Origin of the sequence: Pseudomonas sp. S4_EA_1b, from assembly GCF_016307435.1 — a bacterium.
Taxonomy (GTDB): domain Bacteria; phylum Pseudomonadota; class Gammaproteobacteria; order Pseudomonadales; family Pseudomonadaceae; genus Aquipseudomonas; species Aquipseudomonas rhodesiae.
On sequence record NZ_JAEILC010000086.1, the window covers coordinates 34,981 to 51,468 of the forward strand.

The 16,488-nt window shown below is 57.1% G+C and carries 16 protein-coding genes and 1 pseudogene; 10 read left to right on the forward strand and 7 right to left on the reverse strand.

All coding sequences use genetic code 11. The features are described from left to right. Positions 1-9: 9 nt before the first annotated feature. Positions 10-2,262 (reverse strand): heavy metal translocating P-type ATPase, encoded by a 2,253-nt coding sequence (locus YA0848_RS24265; RefSeq protein ID WP_034115397.1) that lies wholly within the window; start codon positions 2,260-2,262, stop codon positions 10-12. A gap of 85 nt (positions 2,263-2,347) precedes the next feature. Between YA0848_RS24265 and cadR the strand changes: the two genes are divergently transcribed. Further along, positions 2,348-2,788, forward strand: coding sequence for a Cd(II)/Pb(II)-responsive transcriptional regulator (cadR, locus tag YA0848_RS24270; RefSeq protein WP_169902345.1), 441 nt, complete (start codon positions 2,348-2,350; stop codon positions 2,786-2,788). A 177-nt stretch (positions 2,789-2,965) separates the two neighbouring features. Here cadR and thyA read toward each other — a convergent pair. Continuing rightward, a pseudogene (gene thyA / locus YA0848_RS24275) lies at positions 2,966-3,247 on the reverse strand (thymidylate synthase); the annotation flags it as partial. 305 nt (positions 3,248-3,552) lie between these two features. Between thyA and YA0848_RS24280 the strand changes: the two are divergent. The 4 genes from YA0848_RS24280 (at position 3,553) to YA0848_RS24295 (ending at position 7,720) form a co-directional block, all read left to right on the forward strand. Beyond that, entirely contained in the window at positions 3,553-4,611 is a 1,059-nt protein-coding gene (locus tag YA0848_RS24280) for a hypothetical protein (protein WP_042561592.1), read from the forward strand. 42 nt (positions 4,612-4,653) lie between these two features. Further along, positions 4,654-6,252 carry an ATP-dependent nuclease gene (locus YA0848_RS24285; protein ID WP_042561593.1) on the forward strand — a complete coding sequence of 533 codons (1,599 nt, stop codon included), beginning with the start codon at positions 4,654-4,656 and terminating at the stop codon, positions 6,250-6,252. Next, a complete protein-coding gene (locus tag YA0848_RS24290) occupies positions 6,245-7,333 on the forward strand; it encodes a UvrD-helicase domain-containing protein (RefSeq protein ID WP_042561594.1) in 1,089 nt (362 codons plus the stop codon). Before YA0848_RS24285 ends, YA0848_RS24290 begins: the two co-directional genes overlap by 8 nt. A gap of 102 nt (positions 7,334-7,435) precedes the next feature. Next, entirely contained in the window at positions 7,436-7,720 is a 285-nt protein-coding gene (locus YA0848_RS24295) for a hypothetical protein (RefSeq protein ID WP_155401175.1), read from the forward strand. Positions 7,721-7,762: 42 nt separating this feature from the next. Here YA0848_RS24295 and YA0848_RS24300 read toward each other — a convergent pair whose 3' ends face one another. Together YA0848_RS24300 and YA0848_RS24305 are read right to left on the reverse strand one after the other, a co-directional pair. After that, positions 7,763-8,422, reverse strand: coding sequence for a transmembrane anchor protein (locus tag YA0848_RS24300; RefSeq protein WP_169871199.1), 660 nt, complete (start codon positions 8,420-8,422; stop codon positions 7,763-7,765). A gap of 12 nt (positions 8,423-8,434) precedes the next feature. Beyond that, positions 8,435-9,172, reverse strand: a complete 738-nt coding sequence (locus tag YA0848_RS24305; protein ID WP_042561596.1) for a HupE/UreJ family protein — start codon at positions 9,170-9,172, stop codon at positions 8,435-8,437. A 513-nt stretch (positions 9,173-9,685) separates the two neighbouring features. Between YA0848_RS24305 and YA0848_RS24310 the strand changes: the two genes are divergently transcribed. The 4 genes from YA0848_RS24310 to YA0848_RS24325 are packed head-to-tail and all read left to right on the forward strand — an operon-like array spanning position 9,686 to position 12,316. After that, positions 9,686-9,985, forward strand: a complete 300-nt coding sequence (locus YA0848_RS24310) for a metal-sensing transcriptional repressor (protein WP_032894820.1) — start codon at positions 9,686-9,688, stop codon at positions 9,983-9,985. A gap of 7 nt (positions 9,986-9,992) precedes the next feature. Continuing rightward, positions 9,993-11,129 carry a nickel/cobalt efflux protein RcnA gene (locus YA0848_RS24315; RefSeq protein WP_042561597.1) on the forward strand — a complete coding sequence of 379 codons (1,137 nt, stop codon included), beginning with the start codon at positions 9,993-9,995 and terminating at the stop codon, positions 11,127-11,129. A gap of 12 nt (positions 11,130-11,141) precedes the next feature. Continuing rightward, positions 11,142-11,579 carry a YqaA family protein gene (locus YA0848_RS24320; protein ID WP_042561598.1) on the forward strand — a complete coding sequence of 146 codons (438 nt, stop codon included), beginning with the start codon at positions 11,142-11,144 and terminating at the stop codon, positions 11,577-11,579. Further along, complete coding sequence (locus YA0848_RS24325) at positions 11,576-12,316, forward strand: TraX family protein (RefSeq protein WP_080896070.1); 741 nt, start codon at positions 11,576-11,578, stop codon at positions 12,314-12,316. The genes YA0848_RS24320 and YA0848_RS24325 overlap by 4 nt, the downstream gene beginning before the upstream one ends. 40 nt (positions 12,317-12,356) lie before the next feature. Here YA0848_RS24325 and YA0848_RS24330 read toward each other — a convergent pair whose 3' ends face one another. Next, positions 12,357-13,667: an MFS transporter gene (locus tag YA0848_RS24330; protein ID WP_198712551.1), complete on the reverse strand. Its 1,311-nt coding sequence runs from the start codon at positions 13,665-13,667 to the stop codon at positions 12,357-12,359. Between the two features lie 253 nt (positions 13,668-13,920). On the opposite strand from YA0848_RS24330, the gene YA0848_RS24335 reads away from it, so the two are divergent. Next, positions 13,921-14,073, forward strand: a complete 153-nt coding sequence (locus YA0848_RS24335) for a YHYH domain-containing protein (protein WP_223656464.1) — start codon at positions 13,921-13,923, stop codon at positions 14,071-14,073. Between the two features lie 104 nt (positions 14,074-14,177). Here YA0848_RS24335 and chrA read toward each other — a convergent pair whose 3' ends face one another. Together chrA and YA0848_RS24345 are read right to left on the reverse strand one after the other, a co-directional pair. Next, positions 14,178-15,536 (reverse strand): chromate efflux transporter, encoded by a 1,359-nt coding sequence (gene chrA / locus YA0848_RS24340; RefSeq protein ID WP_042561600.1) that lies wholly within the window; start codon positions 15,534-15,536, stop codon positions 14,178-14,180. Beyond that, positions 15,529-16,473, reverse strand: coding sequence for a chromate resistance protein ChrB domain-containing protein (locus tag YA0848_RS24345; protein WP_042561601.1), 945 nt, complete (start codon positions 16,471-16,473; stop codon positions 15,529-15,531). The genes chrA and YA0848_RS24345 overlap by 8 nt, the downstream gene beginning before the upstream one ends. Positions 16,474-16,488: the final 15 nt, after the last annotated feature.

Genomic DNA, 16,488 nt, shown 5'->3' on the forward strand with positions numbered 1-16,488 from the left:
CTCTCTTGTCTATTTGCGCAACAGGCGCAGGCCATTGAACACCACCAGCAGGCTCACGCCCATGTCGGCAAACACCGCCATCCACATGGTGGCCATGCCCATGAACGTCACCGCGAGGAAGATCGCCTTGATCACCAACGCCAGGGCGATGTTCTGCTTGAGGATACTCGACGTTTGCCGCGACAACCGAATGAATGCCGGAATCTTGCGCAGATCATCGTCCATCAACGCCACGTCGGCGGTCTCGATGGCGGTGTCGGTGCCGGCGGCGGCCATGGCAAAACCGATTTCGGCGCGGGCCAGGGCCGGAGCGTCGTTGATGCCGTCGCCGACCATGCCCACCCGACGGCCTTGGGTGTAGAGGGTTTCGATGGCGTGGAGTTTGTCGGTGGGCAGCAAATCGCCCTGGGCTTGATCGATACCTACCTGCGCCGCAATCGCCTGGGCGGTGTGGGTGTTGTCGCCGGTGAGCATCAGGGTCTTGATGCCCAATTCATGCAACTGCTGGATGGCTTCTCGGCTGCTGTCCTTGACGGTGTCGGCCACGGCGAACAGCGCCAGCGGGCCGGATTTGTCCAGTAGGAGCACGACCGACTTGCCTTGTTTCTCCAGGGCGAAGAGTTTCTCTTCCAGCGCTGGCGAGCACAGGCCCAGGTCCTCCACCAGGCGGTGATTGCCCAGGTGATAGGTTTCGCCGTTGATATCGCCTCGCACGCCGCGCCCGGCCAGAGCCTCGAAGTTATCCACAGTATGGGTCGGCAGGTTTTTATCCACAGCTGCGTTGGCGATTGCCAGGGACACGGGGTGGTCGGAACGCCCCGCCAGGCTGGCGGCGAGGGCCGGCGCGCTGTCTTCGACAGTGGGGAACAGCGCCAGGTAGTCGGTTTGCACGGGTTTGCCGTGGGTGATTGTGCCGGTCTTGTCGAGGGCCAGGTAATCGAGCTTGTAACCGCCCTCCAGGTACACGCCACCCTTGATCAGGATGCCTTTGCGCGCCGCAGCGGCCAGGCCGCTGACAATGGTCACCGGCGTGGAAATCACCAGCGCACAGGGGCACGCGACCACCAACAGCACCAGCGCGCGGTAGATCCAGTCGAACCAGGCGCCGGCCATGAACAGCGGTGGAATCACTGCCACGCCGAGTGCGAACAGGAACACAGCCGGGGTGTAGATCTTGGAAAAACTGTCCACAAAGCGCTGGGTCGGAGCCCGCGCGCCCTGGGCTTGTTCCACCGCGTGGATGATCCGCGCCAGGGTGGAGTTGTTGGCCGCCGCCGTCACGCTGTATTCCAGGGAACCGGCCTGGTTGATGGTGCCGGCGAAGACTTTATCGCCCACCGTCTTCTCAATCGGCAGGCTTTCACCGGTAATCGGCGCCTGATCGACAGTGGATTGACCCGCGGTCACCTCACCGTCCAGGCCGATGCGCTCACCGGGCTTTACCCGCACCACAGCGCCCAGTTCGATGCTTTTAACCTCTTGTTCAACCCAACTGCCGTCAGGCTGCCGCACGGTGGCCTGTTCCGGGGTCATCTGCATCAAACCGCTGATGGCATTGCGCGCGCGGTCCAGGGACTTGGCTTCGATCAGCTCGGCCACGGTAAACAGGAACATCACCATCGCCGCTTCCGGCCACTGGCCGATAAGAATCGCGCCGGTGACCGCGATACTCATCAGGGCGTTGATGTTCAGATTGAGGTTTTTCAGGGCGATCCAGCCCTTTTTATAGGTGCCAAGGCCGCCGCTGAGGATCGACACCAGCGCCACCAAGGCAATCACCCAGGTCGGCGCGGCATTGGTGAAGTGCAGGACTTCGGCGCCTAACGCCCCAAGACCCGACACGGCCAGCGGCCACCAATGTTTCTTGGCCGGGGGAGTAGCGGCGGGCGCGCCCTCTTCGATGGGGTCGGCTTGCATGCCGATGGATTTGATCGCATCGATAATCGGCGCAGTACTCGGCAGGTCATGGGTGACGCCGAGAATGCGATTGATCAGGTTGAATTCCAGCTGCTGCACGCCAGCGAGCTTGCCCAGCTTGTTCTGGATCAGCGTCTGCTCGGTGGGGCAGTCCATGGCTTCGATACGGAAGGTGCTCAGCCGCGAACCGGCGGTGGGTGCTTCGCTCAGTGTCACCACCGCAGGCGCGGGGCCACCGGAACAGCAGGAGCCGCCGTGGCCGTGATTGTGTACGGGCGTGAGTTTTTCAGTGCCATGATCGTGGGTGTGATCATGTTTATGCGGGGTGTGGTGGGAATCGCTCATGCTGTGGCGTCCGTAAGAGTGCTTGTTGCCAAGTAAAGACCCTGTAGCCACTATAGGGTCAAGCACCCATTTGGAGATTGCTGCGATGAAGATCGGCGAACTGGCCAAACTCACCGAATGCCCGGTGGAGACCATCCGTTACTACGAGAAGGAAGGCCTGCTGCCGCCCCCGGCGCGCACCGATGCCAACTACCGCGTGTACACCCAGGCGCACAGCGAACGGCTGGTGTTTATCCGCAACTGCCGCAGCCTGGACATGACCCTTGAGGAAATCCGCAGCCTGCTCAGCCTGCGCGACAGCCCTCAGGACCAGTGCGAAAGCGTCAATGCGTTGATCGACGAGCATATCCAGCATGTAAAGACGCGCATCGACGGGCTGCTGGCCTTGCAGGAACAATTGCTGGACCTGCGCCAACGCTGTGGGGGCGGGGATCACTGCGGGATTTTGCAGCGGTTGGAGGTCAACGGCGGAGTGCTGGCGAGCGAGGCCGAGCCCTCACACGTAGGCAGGAGCCACGGGCATTGACTCATGCGAACACTGTTCAAATGTGGATGGGGGCTTGCCCTGGATGCGGAATTTCAGCTGACCTACCGCAATCGGGGGCAAGCCCCCTCCCACATTTGACAGCGTGAGGCTCTAACCCTCTCCCACTTCGGACAGCGTCAGGCTCTAGCCCCCTCCCATATTGGACAGCGTCAGGCTCTAGATAGCGACATCGGCCTTGATGCTCGGATCGGCGTCGTAACCCACGATCTCGAAGTCTTCGAACTTGTAGTCGTAGATCGACGCAGGTTTACGCTTGATCACCAATTCCGGCAGCTTCTTAGGCGTGCGCGCCAGCTGGGTCTGGATCTGTTCCATATGGTTGCTGTAAGCGTGGGTGTCGCCGGTGGTGACGATGATCTCGTGGGGGATCAGGTCGCACTGTTGAGCCAGCATATGGGTCAGCAACGCCAGGGCGGCGGTGTTGTATGGCAGGCCGAGCATTTTCACCCCCCACCTTTACTGCACATTACGCTGACTTGTAATGCCTTCCAAGCAACTTGGTATATGTGCATTATAGCTTTTGCACATTACCTGCGCAACCCCTAATGCTGGATAAACCACCAGTTTTTTTAAGTCCCGCCCGCAGTTCCCTTTCTCCTGAAGCCCCCGAAATACGGGGCCTGCAGCCAAGAAGTTGACTCACCCTGGCAATGTGCTATCCATAATGTCGGGGGAATCTATCTCCCCAGACTAAGCTCCAGCGCTTCCGCAGACGCTAAGGCGCAATAAAGCAGGGAGAGTCGATGCGCCTAGATCAGATGCCATACCACTCAATGCCCACCCTGGCCGTCCTTCCGTTCCGGCAATTCAGCATCGGATGGACATGGCAGTTGCGGGCACTCAAGCTCTTCCCCGAGTCTCAGCTGTCCTGGAAGCGCTACTCCTACGATAACGGCAGTGGCCATGCGAGGGCGGCTGTTTTCACCTCCTACGAGGAGGCCATAGAAGCTGCGGACGAATTCAACAGCCGAACCAGTGAACTGGTAGCTCAGGCGGTACCGGATCCTGTGCTTCAGAGCTCGACCGCCCTAAAAGTCGAGAAGGCCCTGACAGCAGCGCGTCGCATCCACGCAGAAGAAGAGCTCATGGAGCGCGAAGCAATCAAGCGAAACGCCCATTTGCCCCGTCCCAACATGCAGGAGCTGGAACTGCACAATACGATGGAAAGCTTGCGACAACCCCTCTACCAGGAGCTTGAGCGCGCTCCTTACCTGGAGATAGTTGCCATCCCGAGATTCAACATGTGCCTTCGTCGTACCGAAGACCAGACGTGGGAACAGATCGGAGCCTTGTCTCCCAAACGCTCGCAGATTTGCCTGCGAGAGGTGACAGCCAAAGGATTCGGTCTTTCGGGAGCAGATCACTGGGGGAGAACGAAAGCACAGATTCGGGCACTGCTTCTTCCCAGGGCCAATCAGCTGCTGCAGTTAGCGAGCGTCAAGCAAATGCTTGCCGAGGCGAGGATGCGCGGCCAGAGAGTAGTGGTCTGCGGTGGCTTCGTGTTCTGGTATGAGGACGACGGGGTGCCACGGTGGGTGCTGAAAAACACGGGTGGCGAGTCCAGCAGCGATGAAGGAAACACCTTGTGGTACGAGGGAACGATCTTATCCAAGAACCATGGCCGGATCGTCGTGCTTCCCTATATCAAGGAGAACGGGGAAAAGGTTCAAGGGCACACGAAGAACGCACCGCACGATGGAAAGGCGCTACCTCGCCATCGAGATCAGTACGTCACCCTACCTTTTGAGATCCTGGACGGCGACCTCATGATCGGACTATTTGGTGAGCTCCACTATGAGTAATGCACCGACTAATCGGACATCCCTTCCATGTAAGGACAGCAGATGATCACGAAGATCAAAATCCAGGGCTATCGGATCTACGGCGACTTCACGCTGCTGCCCAACAGGGATCTCAACATCCTTGTGGGCGGTAATGACGCGGGGAAGTCGACCCTGATGGAGGCAATTGGTCTCGCGCTCAACGGGCGTATCGGTGGTCGCTCCGCTCAGGAGGAGTTGAACCCCTATTGGTTCAACAAAGAGCTGGTTAATCAATTTCTAGATAATTGCGATTGGGATGAAAACCCAGCTCTACCAGAAATTCTGATTGAGCTTTTCCTCGAAAATCGGCCAGAGCTGCAATTCCTCTGTGGCGCGATCAATAGCGACAGGAAGACAAATGCCTGCCCTGGCATCTCATTCAAGGTCATTCCCAACCCTGAATATGACGAGGAACTTACCCAGTGGCGTATCAACCCCAGCGCGCTGATCCCCGTCGAGTACTACAAGATTGAATGGCGTACCTTTGGGGATGAAGTACTGACTAGGCGCCCCCGGCAGCTAGCCGTAGCGACTATCGATTCCCGTACCGTCCGCTCGACCTCGGGCGTCGACTACCACCTGCGCCAAATCCTAAGTGACCACTTGGAGCCGGGCGAGAAAGCCAAGATATCCCAGCATTACCGCGAGATCAAAGAGTCCATGACCTCTAACTCCCTGGGTGGCGTGAATGATCGCCTCAAGGATATTCGAGCGCCACTGGATAACCAGGTGATGGCCCTGGCCATGGATCAAAGCGCTCAATCCTCCTGGGAGGGGTCGGTCACACCACATGTGGATCATGTGCCTTTCGCGCTGGCAGGCCAAGGGCAGCAAGCCTCAATCAAGATTTCGCTGGCCATGCAGCGCCTGTCCGAGCACACCAGCATCGTGATGATCGAAGAGCCAGAAAACCATCTGTCGCATACGAGTTTGACCACGCTGCTGTCGCGCATCGAGGAAGCTGCAGGCGAGCGTCAGCTGTTCATCTCGACTCACAGTGCCTATGTGCTAAATCGGCTCGGCCTGAGCTCCTTGCTCCTCCTGCATCGCGGCAAGGCATCTCACATCGAGACGCTTGATCCGGACACCGTCGGCTATTTCCAAAAGCTGCCAGGCTTCGACACGTTGCGTATGGTACTGGCTCACAAGCTCGTCCTGGTGGAAGGCCCCTCGGACGAGATCTTGTTTGAGCGCTTCTTCAAAGACCTCTACGGTAAGCACCCGATGGAGCTGGGGATTGATGTGATGAGCATGCACGGACTGACATTGAAGCGCTGCCTGGAACTGTGTACTGCCATCGATCGCCCAGTTGCAGTGCTTCGAGACAACGACGGGGAAGACCCAGAAACCCTTAAGGAAACTGTCAGCGAACTGCTCGAAACAGGAAAGCGCGAACTCTTTATTGGTGCAAAGGAAGCGGGCAGGACATTGGAACCACAATTGAGGGCGTGCAACAGCGAAGAGTCTCTGCGCAATATTCTTGGGGCCACTGATAGGGCCAGCCTTGAGAAATGGATGTCGAGAGAAAAAACGGAAGCAGCACTTCTCATCGCCAAATCCAAGGAGACGGTCACACCGCCACCATATATGGCTGCGGCTGCGGCGTTCATTCATGGCTAAAAACTACCTGACCCTGGCAGTTGCGGGTGCTCGCAAGACTCAAGGCCTGGTGGAGCATTGCAAAGCATTAGCAGCCGATCGCAAAGTTCTGCTCATCACCTTCGCCCAGGCCAATCAGATCGAGTTGCGCGAGCGCGTAAGGCGGTATGCCGGAGACCGACCCGGCTTGGAAGTCTCTGGCTGGTTCAGCTTTTTGCTGCGTCATTTCGTCAAACCCTTCGTCCCATTCGCCTTCCCCGGCAAGCGCTGCAGGGGCTTCAATTTCGAAGGTGATCCAGGACGATATGCCAGCGGTGAGAATCGATTTTTCGATTCGTCGGACAGTGTGTATGCGAAGGAATTAGCACGCTTGGCCCACCAACTGATTGGCCAAAGCGGCGGGGCCTTGATTCAACGCCTCGAATGCCTTTACGACGAAATACTCATCGACGAGGTTCAGGATCTTTCAGGTTACGACTGGGACATCCTGGAGGCGCTGTTCGGCACACGCATTGAGATACGGCTCGTCGGGGACGTCCGGCAGGCAGTCTTGTCCACCAATCCTCGTGGTCAAATGAAGAAGGCCTTTGCCTACTCGAAATCCATTGCATGGTTCAAAAAACAGCAGAAAGCAGGCCGCCTGGAAATCAACTACAGCTCTGTCACATGGAGGTGCTGCCAGACAATAGCTACCTTTTCCGACACCATCTTCGAGGCAATCTGGGAGTTTCCGGAAACGACCTCACAGAATCACGCGATCACACCCCACGACGGCGTTTTCCTCGTGAGAAAGACTCACGTCCGTCAGTACGTTGAGACATTCCAACCCCAGTGCCTGCGCAACAGCATTCGCTCGGGGACGGAGTTCGACCTCAACTACATGAACTTTGGGGTATCCAAAGGGCAGACCTTCAACCGCGTGCTGATTTATCCAACCGAACCTATCGGCAAGTTCATCAGCAAAGGGGAGTATCTCCTGCCCCTCTCCGCAGCCGATTTCTATGTGGCGGTCACACGGGCCGAGCAAAGCGTGGCGATTGTCTTGGATAAGCCAGGGGCCTCACAGATCCCCTATTGGCATCCAACTGTCGCCGCTGAGTAATTGCATGGACTTGACCACCCATTTGCATTCGACTTGACCAGTCGCTTGCGTCGGATTTGACCAGCCCGCTGGCCGACCCTGATCGGCCATTAGCTGCCATACGTGACTACCAGCAATCGACCCAAAACAGTCATTTTTTTGCAGGATGTCAGGCAAAAATTTTTCGTCACGCAGAAAAAACAAGGCCGCATTTGCGGCCTTGTTTTTATGGGGTTATTCGTGGGAATGTCCGTGCTCAGCTTTGTCGGAGGTTTCTACTTTCTCACCACCACCGCATGCCGTCATCAGGCCGAAGAAGCAGATCAGGAGCATAGAACGAACCAGAGTGGTTGGGGTTTTCATGGAAGGACTCTTCAAAAGTTGATAAATGGTCTGGGGGCAGGCTGAACGGTGAATTTTCGGCAGTAGGACAGCCATCGCTGTTTCGAATTACTGTTTGACGCTCAAGTAATCGCCGGTTGTTTTCAGTGCGATGGTCACGTCGCTGTTGCTGCGATTACGCCAAAACCAACCATGGGTGCCGTCAAAAATGGCGGTAAATTCACCCTTGTCACTTTTGACCTGCTTGCCCTTGCTGTAGCTGTGGAAGTAACCCTTCTCACCGTTGTAAGGTTCGCCATGGGTATCGAAGTTCACAGGCCCGCCAACCGCAGTCCATTCGTAGCTAACAGACTTGCCATTCAAGACTTCGAGCTTTATTTCCGTCCCTTCACCTGGCTTGAGCGTGACGCTCATTTGATTAGTCTTCAAAGCTGAAGTGGGTGTGGGCGCCGGCTGAGTAACAGGTTTCGCAATAGGCTGGACTTGCGCAACCTGCGGAGCTGGAGCTGGAGCTGGAGCTGGAGCTGGAGTAGCAGCTTGCGGTGGCGCGGCATCCGCCAAAGCTTCCTGAGCAAGGATGATCTTCAATTCGCCCATTTGGGTCAGTCCCAGTGCTCGGCCCACACCCGTTGGATCGACGGCATATTCCGAAGGCATAACCACTGTCACCAGCAGGCCGACCGCAGTCAGCAGGGCAATAACAGTGGAGCGCACCAGTTTGCGAGTGCTTGGCAATTCATTAACAGTCGGAAGCGGAGTATTAAACATGGTCAGAATTCCTTACACGGAGACAAACAGGCCGGTGATCTGGTAACCCATCAGCAGGAAACCGGCACTCATCATGGCGACGTTGGCGGTATAGGCGTGGCGCCAGAAACTGCCGGTGCGCCGCCAATAACCCATCAAAATGAGAATCGCGCTGAGGGCCAGCAACTGGCCAATCTCAACACCGACGTTGAAGGCGATGAGGTTCGGAATCAGGCCATCAGGCGAGATCTCGTACTCCTGGATCTTCGTCGCCAGACCAAAACCGTGGAGCAAGCCGAAGATCAGCGTGGCCACCTTGGTGTTGGGTTGGAAACCGAGCCAGCGCTGGAATGCGCCCAAGTTGTCGAGCGCCTTGTACACCACCGAGAAGCCGATGATGGCGTCGATGATGTACGAGCTGATGCTGACCTCTGTAAGTACGCCAAGCAGCAGCGTGACCGAATGGCCTACAGCGAACAGCGTGACATACAGCCCCACGTCTTTCAGGCGATAGAGGAAGAAGATCACCCCGAACAAAAACAGCAGGTGGTCGTATCCGGTCATCATGTGCTTGGCGCCCATGTAGATGAAGGGCAGCAACATGACGCCGGAGCTTTCCTGGATGAAGCCTTTGTCACCTTCCGCTACGGCGTGAGCCATCGCCTCGGGCATTCCCAGGAAAAGTGCAGCGACAAGTAAAAACAACAGCAATACGGGGCGGTGCAAAGGCGTAGTAAACGCGCCGGCGCCGCTCATCGAGTACGGATGCATAGATCAATCCTACGTTGCAGAGATCGAAGGCCGCAGTGCGGCCAAGGTCAAGATGCGAACGAAGGACGGGGTGGACGCTCGATCAAGAATATCGGCGGCAGGGGAACAGAGTGTCGAAGCGCATCGACCCGGATGGATAGCATTGGGGATGTCGCCAGCATCAACGCCGCTGTGAGTTGCGGTGTTTCGTGCTGGTGATCAGGGGTCAATGGCGAATGGTAGTGATCTGAAAGACTCGAATAGCTGGATGAAGCCTCTTCGCCGTGGGAGTGATGGGCGTCTTGCGTGATCTCCCAGGCTGGCTGTTTCGACGCCACTGATAACGAATAGGTATGCCCGGCCCAAGCCACTAACATGGCGAGAGCCAGCGCGATTACCACCGTAGTTGTCAGTGTTCTGCTGAACATGGCGTTAGGGTTTCAACTCGGTTTATAGGGCTTTTACGCGTTTGACCATATCCCCCTAGGGGGGATAGGATGCCAGCGTAATTCATTGAGGCCTGAGGCTCAAGTCATGAGTGAGCACGAACACGAACACAGCCATCCCCACACCCACCAAAGTCATGAGGCGATCATCAAACGTCTCAAACGGGCGGATGGGCATTTACGCGGCATCATCACCATGATCGAAGAGGGTCGTGAGTGCGTGGACATCGCCCAGCAGCTGCATGCGGTTGAAAAAGCAGTGTGCCAGGCCAAACGTACGCTCATCCAGGATCACATTGATCACTGCCTGGAGGACACCGTTTCGGCGCTAGGCAATGGCGAACGCGCACCACTGGAAGCTTTCAAGCAAATCACCAAGTACCTCTAGGTCTGTCATGCCCAATTTTGCTGAACTGCTGCAACAAGGCGGGGCTCACGCCTGGCTGTATTTCCCGAGCGCGATCCTGCTCGGCGCCTTGCATGGCCTGGAGCCGGGACATTCCAAAACCATGATGGCGGCCTTCATCGTGGCCATCCGAGGCTCGGTCAAACAGGCTGTTTTGTTAGGTTTGGCCGCGACGTTGTCGCATACCGCAGTGGTGTGGTTGGTCGCCATCGGCGGCATGTACCTGGGCAAAGGCCTGGATGCGCAAACCACTGAGCCGTACTTCCAGCTTGCCTCTTCTGCACTGATTATCGTGATTGCGCTATGGATGCTCTGGCGTACTTGGCGCGGCGAGCAGATGTTCAAGTTCGAGCAAGGTGATGATCATCACCACGGCGAGCACGACCATGGTCATCATGATGAGACCCATCGAATCGATACCGGCCATGGCCGCATTGAGCTGTCGATCTTCGAGGAAGGCATGCCACCGCACTGGCGCCTGAAGACACTGACCGGGCACGCTTGGGCTGCCTCAGATGTTCGCCTGATGACTACTCGTCCGGACGGTAGCAGCCAATCGTTCTCTTTCGTTGAGCGCGACGGCTTCCTGGAGTCGAAGGTCGATATTCCGGAACCACATGAGTTCAGTGCTCGCTTGAGTCTTGGGCATGCAGGTCACTCCCATGATTACGATCTCCAGTATCAGGAACACGATCACGGGCATGCTCATTCCGAATTGGAAGGCTTAGAGTTGTCGATTGATGGCTACCAGGATGCGCATGAACGTGCGCATGCCAACGATATCCGCAAGCGCTTCACCAATCGCGAGGTCACCACGGGCCAGATCGTTATGTTCGGCCTGACTGGGGGTCTGATTCCTTGTCCGGCAGCCATTACCGTTCTGTTGCTATGTCTTCAGGTTAAAGAAGTCGCGCTGGGAGGCATGCTTGTCCTGTGTTTCAGCATAGGATTGGCGCTCACCTTGGTCACTGTCGGTGCTGCTGCGGCAATTGGTGCTAAGCAGGCCTCCAACCGTTGGCCTTGGCTGGGCACCGTGGCTCGTCGTGCTCCGTACCTGTCCAGCGTGCTGATCATTGGTGTTGGTCTGTACGTGGGCTTCCATGGCTGGATCGGCCTGAACGCTTGAGGCAAGTCTTTCGTGTTTGAACTCACGAGCTACATTGGTCTGTTCGTGGCGGCATTCGGTGCCGCGACGTTATTGCCGATGCAGTCTGAAGCCGTGCTGGTCGGGATGTTGCTCTCCGACCGGTACGTTGTTTCTTCGCTATTGGCAGTCGCCACTGTTGGCAACGTGCTTGGCTCCGCTCTGAACTGGCTTCTGGGCCGTTCCGTTGAGCGATTCCGCCACAAGCGCTGGTTCCCCGTGAGCGAGAGCAAGTTAGAAAAGGCCCAGCAGTCGTATCTGCGCTACGGGCGCTGGTCACTGTTGTTGAGCTGGGTGCCCATCATTGGCGACCCGCTGACAGTCGTCGCCGGAGTCATGCGCGAGCCACTCTGGAGTTTCCTGCTGATTGTCACCCTGGCCAAGGGCCTGCGTTATCTCGTGCTGACCGCCGTCACGCTGGGGTGGGCATGACGATGCCTACTGTCCCGCTTTCCCCACTCAAGAGCCGAAGCAATAGCCTGGATCTGATCAAGTGGCTAGCGATGTTGACCATGGTTATCGATCACTTGCGGTTGGTGTGGCCGGAGTTGAGCAACCTGTTCATTCCGGGGAGACTTTCCTTTCCGTTGTTCTGTGTCGCCATTGCGGCCAACGTGGCGCGCTCCAAACGGGGCGAGTTGTTGACGGCGGCGAATGGTCGATACCTTGCCTTGATGCTGGTGTTCGCCGCCATTTCAGAAGTGCCGTATCGCTACATCAGTTCTTCGGGGTCATTCAACGTGTTGGTGACGCTGGCATTGGGACTGGTGATTGCCTGGGGATGGCAGCATCGCACCCTGTTGAGCAGTGCTATGGCGTTATTGGCCGCCGCGATTGCCTACGTGCTGGATGATCCACTGATGTACGGCTTCTACGGTGCGCTTGTTCCAGCGGCTGTCTTAATAGCAATCAAAGGCCCTGGTGTTCTTTGGCTGCTGCCTGCGGCTCTATGCTTGATGAGCAATACGCGAAGTAGCATCGTAACCAAGGCGCTGGACTTGGAGGTCTATTCATTGGTGGCTTTGAGCACCGCGTTCGCGGCGCCGCTGATCGGACTCTGGCTACTGCGTCAGACCTTCACCTTCAAGGTCTGGCCGGTGCGGCAATGGGGATATTGGTTCTATCCGGGCCACCTTGCCGCTTTGCAAGCGCTACGGTTGCTTGGCTGAATACCGGTCACCAGCTTTAGCAAATCTTAGGAATTCGCGATCACCTATTGGGCCATCGGCGATGCTGATCATCGATCACGTATGGGTGTTCGTGATCCACACCGTCCTGGCCGTCGATGTGCGCGTGATCGCCCGGCAGATTCTCATGGGTGTGTTTGATCGACTCCTGATCATGAGCTGGGCGCCAGATCACGATGCTGACCAGTAGTGCACTGCCTGCCACCACGGCGAGGCCAACAAACGACGCCGTGAGGCTGATGTTGGCTCCCAGCCATCCCGCCAGTGGATAAGTAATCAACCAGCAAGCATGGGACAGCGCAAATTGGGCGGCAAACAACGCCGGGCGATCTTCGGCATGTGCCGAGCGACGCAACAGGCGACCGCTCGGAGTCTGGGCCAGCGAATAGCCCACCCCGAGCACCATCCACAACGGCAGCAGGAAGTTGTAGGTGGTCAGGTTGATGCCGACGGCCAAGCCTACGACCAGTATTCCTCCGCCAAACAACATGGCCGTTCGGTCTTTGATGTTTTTCAGCAGGCGAGGCAAGACCAGGGCCGAGATCATGGAACCACCACCAAACGCAGCCAGCGCCAATGCCGTTGAGCTTTGGGGCAGAGCGAAGCGCGACTGAACCAGAACCACGGTGTTGACGATGACCATTGCACTGGCAGCCGCTACCGTCAGGTTGAGAGCCAGCAGCCCTCGCAGGCGGGGCGTCGCTAGGAATATGCGCATGCCACGGGTGGTTCGTTCATAGATGCTGCGTCGTGGTACTTGCTTCGCCTTTGGCAACAACACCGTGGCGACTAGGGCGGCAGAAGCGAGGAAGCCGATGACCGTGCCGGCGAAAAGGTTGTGGAAGCTGATCACCGTCAGGAGCGCGGCAGCGAGCATCGGGCTCGCGACGCTTTCGAGATCGTAGGCCAGGCGCGATAACGACAGCGCACGCGTGTAGTCGTCTTCATCCGGCAGGATGTCTGGAATGGTCGCTTGGAACGTTGGAGTGAACGCTGCCGATGCGGACTGAAGGACGAAAATCAGTACGTAGATTTGCCAAACCTCAGTCACAAACGGGAGAGCCAGCGCGACCACGGCCCGCACCAGATCCAGAGAGACCAGCATGGCTCGGCGAGGCAGGCGCTCTGCAAAAGCCGCTGCAATGAGCGCAACGCCAATGTAGGCGGTCATTTTGATCGCCAACGCCGTGCCGAGAACGGCACCTGCTTGGGCGCCTGCTAGATCGAACGCCAGTAAACCGAGCGCGACGGTGGCAAGGCCAGTCCCTACGAGTGCAATCACTTGAGCCAGGAAAAGATGGCGATAGGTTCGGTTGGCTAGGATTTTCAGCATGAGAAATCTCAAAAGGAAACGCGTGCGCCTATCTAGTCACTGAGATTTCCCGAAGATAGAAGAACTACGAGTTCTCGTTTTCAGATGATTTTGTATCCCCCCTAGGGGGATATGAATTCATCCTAAACCAGAGCCAGAAGTAGCTCAAGAAATAAGCATTCGACCTTTGATCGAGTCCCCGGAGAAGTAGCTTGCTCAGTGAAGGCACTTAGCCATACGCTGCCGGGCGTGAGACCTCTCACGGATATAAAATATGAGCAAGGAGCAAGCCCTGATGAAACTGTCCGCCATTTTGATCGCCGCTTTACTTTCGATTACGTCCGTTGCTGCCTTCGCGCACAGCGGCGGTACTGATTCAAAAGGTTGCCATCGCAACCATAAAACCAACGACTACCACTGCCATTAAATGGCAAAAGCCCAGCGTCAGGCTGGGCATTGGTGTGAGCTGGTCACTTCAGATCTGAAGGGGCCTGGGTGTCTGACGGACGCTGTTTAATCCGCTCGTGATAGCTAGCGCAGCAGATGTACTGCCAGACCAGCGAGCGCACAGGCCATCAGTACCTGAATGACGCCGCGCTTGAAGCGGAACAATGCTATTGCCGCTGCGATGGCGATTACTGCAGAGGGCCAGTCGAGGTTGCCGCTGAAGCCTTTCGGCCAAAGCACGTGATACCCGAAGAAGCACGCCAGATTGAGGATCACCCCAACTACGGCGGCGGTGATGGCGGTAAGCGGTGCAGTGAACTTGAGTTCGTTGTGGGTCGACTCAACCAGAGGGCCACCCGCAAGGATGAACAGGAACGAGGGCAAAAAGGTGAACCAGGTCACCAGGGCAGCTGCGACAGCTCCGGCCAGAAACAGCTGATCAGCCCCGAACACTTGCGAGACATAGGCCCCGACGAAGCCGACGAAAGCCACCACCATGATCAGCGGCCCAGGCGTGGTTTCCCCCAGCGCAAGGCCGTCGATCATCTGTGTCGGGGTTAACCAGCCATAGTGACCGACTGCGCCTTGATAGACATACGGCAGTACGGCATAAGCACCGCCAAAGGTCAGCAATGCAGCTTTGGTAAAGAACCAGCTCATCTGGGTCAGGGTTCCTTCCCACCCAAAGAGCGCGGTCAAAACACCCATCGGCAAAGCCCATAGCACGGCACCAATCAGTGCGAGTGAGGCCAATTTCAACCAGCTGAAGCGGGCATGTTCCGGGGACGGCGTGTCGTCATCGATTAAGGCCGGGCCGAAGGATTTTTTGGCGGCGCTATGGCCACCGGCTCTGAACTTCTCAGGTGCCAGTCGCCCGCCGAAATAGCCAATCAATGCTGCCCCTAAGACGATCAGCGGGAACGGAACATTGAATGCAAAGATCGCAGTAAATGAAGCCGCCGCTATCGCCCACAGCCAATTATTCTTCAATGCCCGAGAGCCGATCCTATGTGCCGCCTGCACCACGATGGCCGTCACGGCGGGCTTGATGCCGTAGAAGAGTCCGGCTACCACGGGTACTTCGCCGAACGCGATGTACATCCACGACAGCGCGATCAGGATGAATAGTGAGGGCAGCACAAACAGCGTGCCGGCGATCACGCCTCCCCACGTTCGATGCATCAGCCAACCAATGTAAGTCGCCAGTTGCTGAGCCTCGGGCCCTGGCAACAACATGCAGTAATTGAGGGCATGCAGAAATCTGCGTTCTGAAATCCAGCGTCGCCGCTCCACCAACTCCTGATGCATGATCGAGATCTGGCCCGCAGGCCCGCCGAAGCTAATGAAACCGAGCTTCAACCAGAACCAGAACGCCTCACGCAGACTAATTTCTTCAGGCCTCGACGGATCCGCTTCAATCTCTGGTGCAATAACTTTACTCATTGGGCTGCTCCTCTTTCACAAAACCGGCGAGCAGACCGTCGAAAATGGCACACGCGGCAGCCAGCAGTTGGTCGTCGTCGGTAATGGTTTCTCGCAGCCCTGCCAGTACACGTTCGATGCCGGCAGCCTCCACGGGTTGAATGCCCCCGATATCGAGGTAATGCACAAGTGCAGCAATGCGACCTAGACCTTGTATCTGGATTTGAAAACTGGCCTGTAGGGTTTCAAAGGTGACGCGGTTACCAACATGGCTGAAGGTTGCATCATCAAAATCAAACCCTAAGGCGTCGACTGGGCAGTCCTGTGGAGTCTTCAGCCAGACGATCTGAGCTTGCGGGTCGATGAAGCGGCGGATTAACCAGGCACAGGCGAGCCGGTCGACCCAGGGACGGTTACGGGTCGCCCAGATACGGCCCTGATAATCGCTGAGATTGAGTGCCGTTATTGGTTGGTTGCTGCTGTGTGGCTCATCCGGCGACAGGGCTCTACTGACCGCCGTCTCTAGCTCCTGCAACGCCGAATCAACTTGCTGCTTGGGCTTGCCTGGAAAGTAATCGATGCTGACCAGTTGATCGTGGGCTTTGCGCAGCTTACGAATTTGTTTGGTCGTCGCCAGGGCATTTTCAGAATTCAGCTGTCCACGGCACTCTTCTATCTCCGCACCAAGCCTACCGTAGTCATCGCTACGGTCGAACAACTCGACGAAGCGCTCACCTCTAGGGTCGACGATCGGCAGAACGTAGGCCGTGCCATTGATGGCGAGGATATCGCGCTCGACAGACGTCAGTGCTTCACGGCAGACGCCAGTGTCTGGCAGCAGATACGCGCCATCGCGCAGAACCGCAGCACCAGAAGCTTTCAATGCACGCCAGGCGCGCATGCGTTCGGTGGCATTGGCAGTGGGTAAGCCAAGAATCAGAGCCAGCCAATTATTCATGTAGAGTTAGCTATA

Excerpts from the sequence above, each read along its gene's own strand:
- YA0848_RS24265 (WP_034115397.1), bottom strand. The coding sequence starts at position 2,262 with ATGAGCGATTCCCACCACACCCCGCATAAACATGATCACACCCACGAT.
- cadR (WP_169902345.1), top strand. The coding sequence starts at position 2,348 with ATGAAGATCGGCGAACTGGCCAAACTCACCGAATGCCCGGTGGAGACC.
- YA0848_RS24280 (WP_042561592.1), top strand. The coding sequence starts at position 3,553 with ATGCGCCTAGATCAGATGCCATACCACTCAATGCCCACCCTGGCCGTC.
- YA0848_RS24285 (WP_042561593.1), top strand. The coding sequence starts at position 4,654 with ATGATCACGAAGATCAAAATCCAGGGCTATCGGATCTACGGCGACTTC.
- YA0848_RS24290 (WP_042561594.1), top strand. The coding sequence starts at position 6,245 with ATGGCTAAAAACTACCTGACCCTGGCAGTTGCGGGTGCTCGCAAGACT.
- YA0848_RS24300 (WP_169871199.1), bottom strand. The coding sequence starts at position 8,422 with ATGTTTAATACTCCGCTTCCGACTGTTAATGAATTGCCAAGCACTCGC.
- YA0848_RS24305 (WP_042561596.1), bottom strand. The coding sequence starts at position 9,172 with ATGCATCCGTACTCGATGAGCGGCGCCGGCGCGTTTACTACGCCTTTG.
- YA0848_RS24310 (WP_032894820.1), top strand. The coding sequence starts at position 9,686 with ATGAGTGAGCACGAACACGAACACAGCCATCCCCACACCCACCAAAGT.
- YA0848_RS24315 (WP_042561597.1), top strand. The coding sequence starts at position 9,993 with ATGCCCAATTTTGCTGAACTGCTGCAACAAGGCGGGGCTCACGCCTGG.
- YA0848_RS24325 (WP_080896070.1), top strand. The coding sequence starts at position 11,576 with ATGACGATGCCTACTGTCCCGCTTTCCCCACTCAAGAGCCGAAGCAAT.
- YA0848_RS24330 (WP_198712551.1), bottom strand. The coding sequence starts at position 13,667 with ATGCTGAAAATCCTAGCCAACCGAACCTATCGCCATCTTTTCCTGGCT.
- YA0848_RS24335 (WP_223656464.1), top strand. The coding sequence starts at position 13,921 with ATGAGCAAGGAGCAAGCCCTGATGAAACTGTCCGCCATTTTGATCGCC.
- chrA (WP_042561600.1), bottom strand. The coding sequence starts at position 15,536 with ATGAGTAAAGTTATTGCACCAGAGATTGAAGCGGATCCGTCGAGGCCT.
- YA0848_RS24345 (WP_042561601.1), bottom strand. The coding sequence starts at position 16,473 with ATGAATAATTGGCTGGCTCTGATTCTTGGCTTACCCACTGCCAATGCC.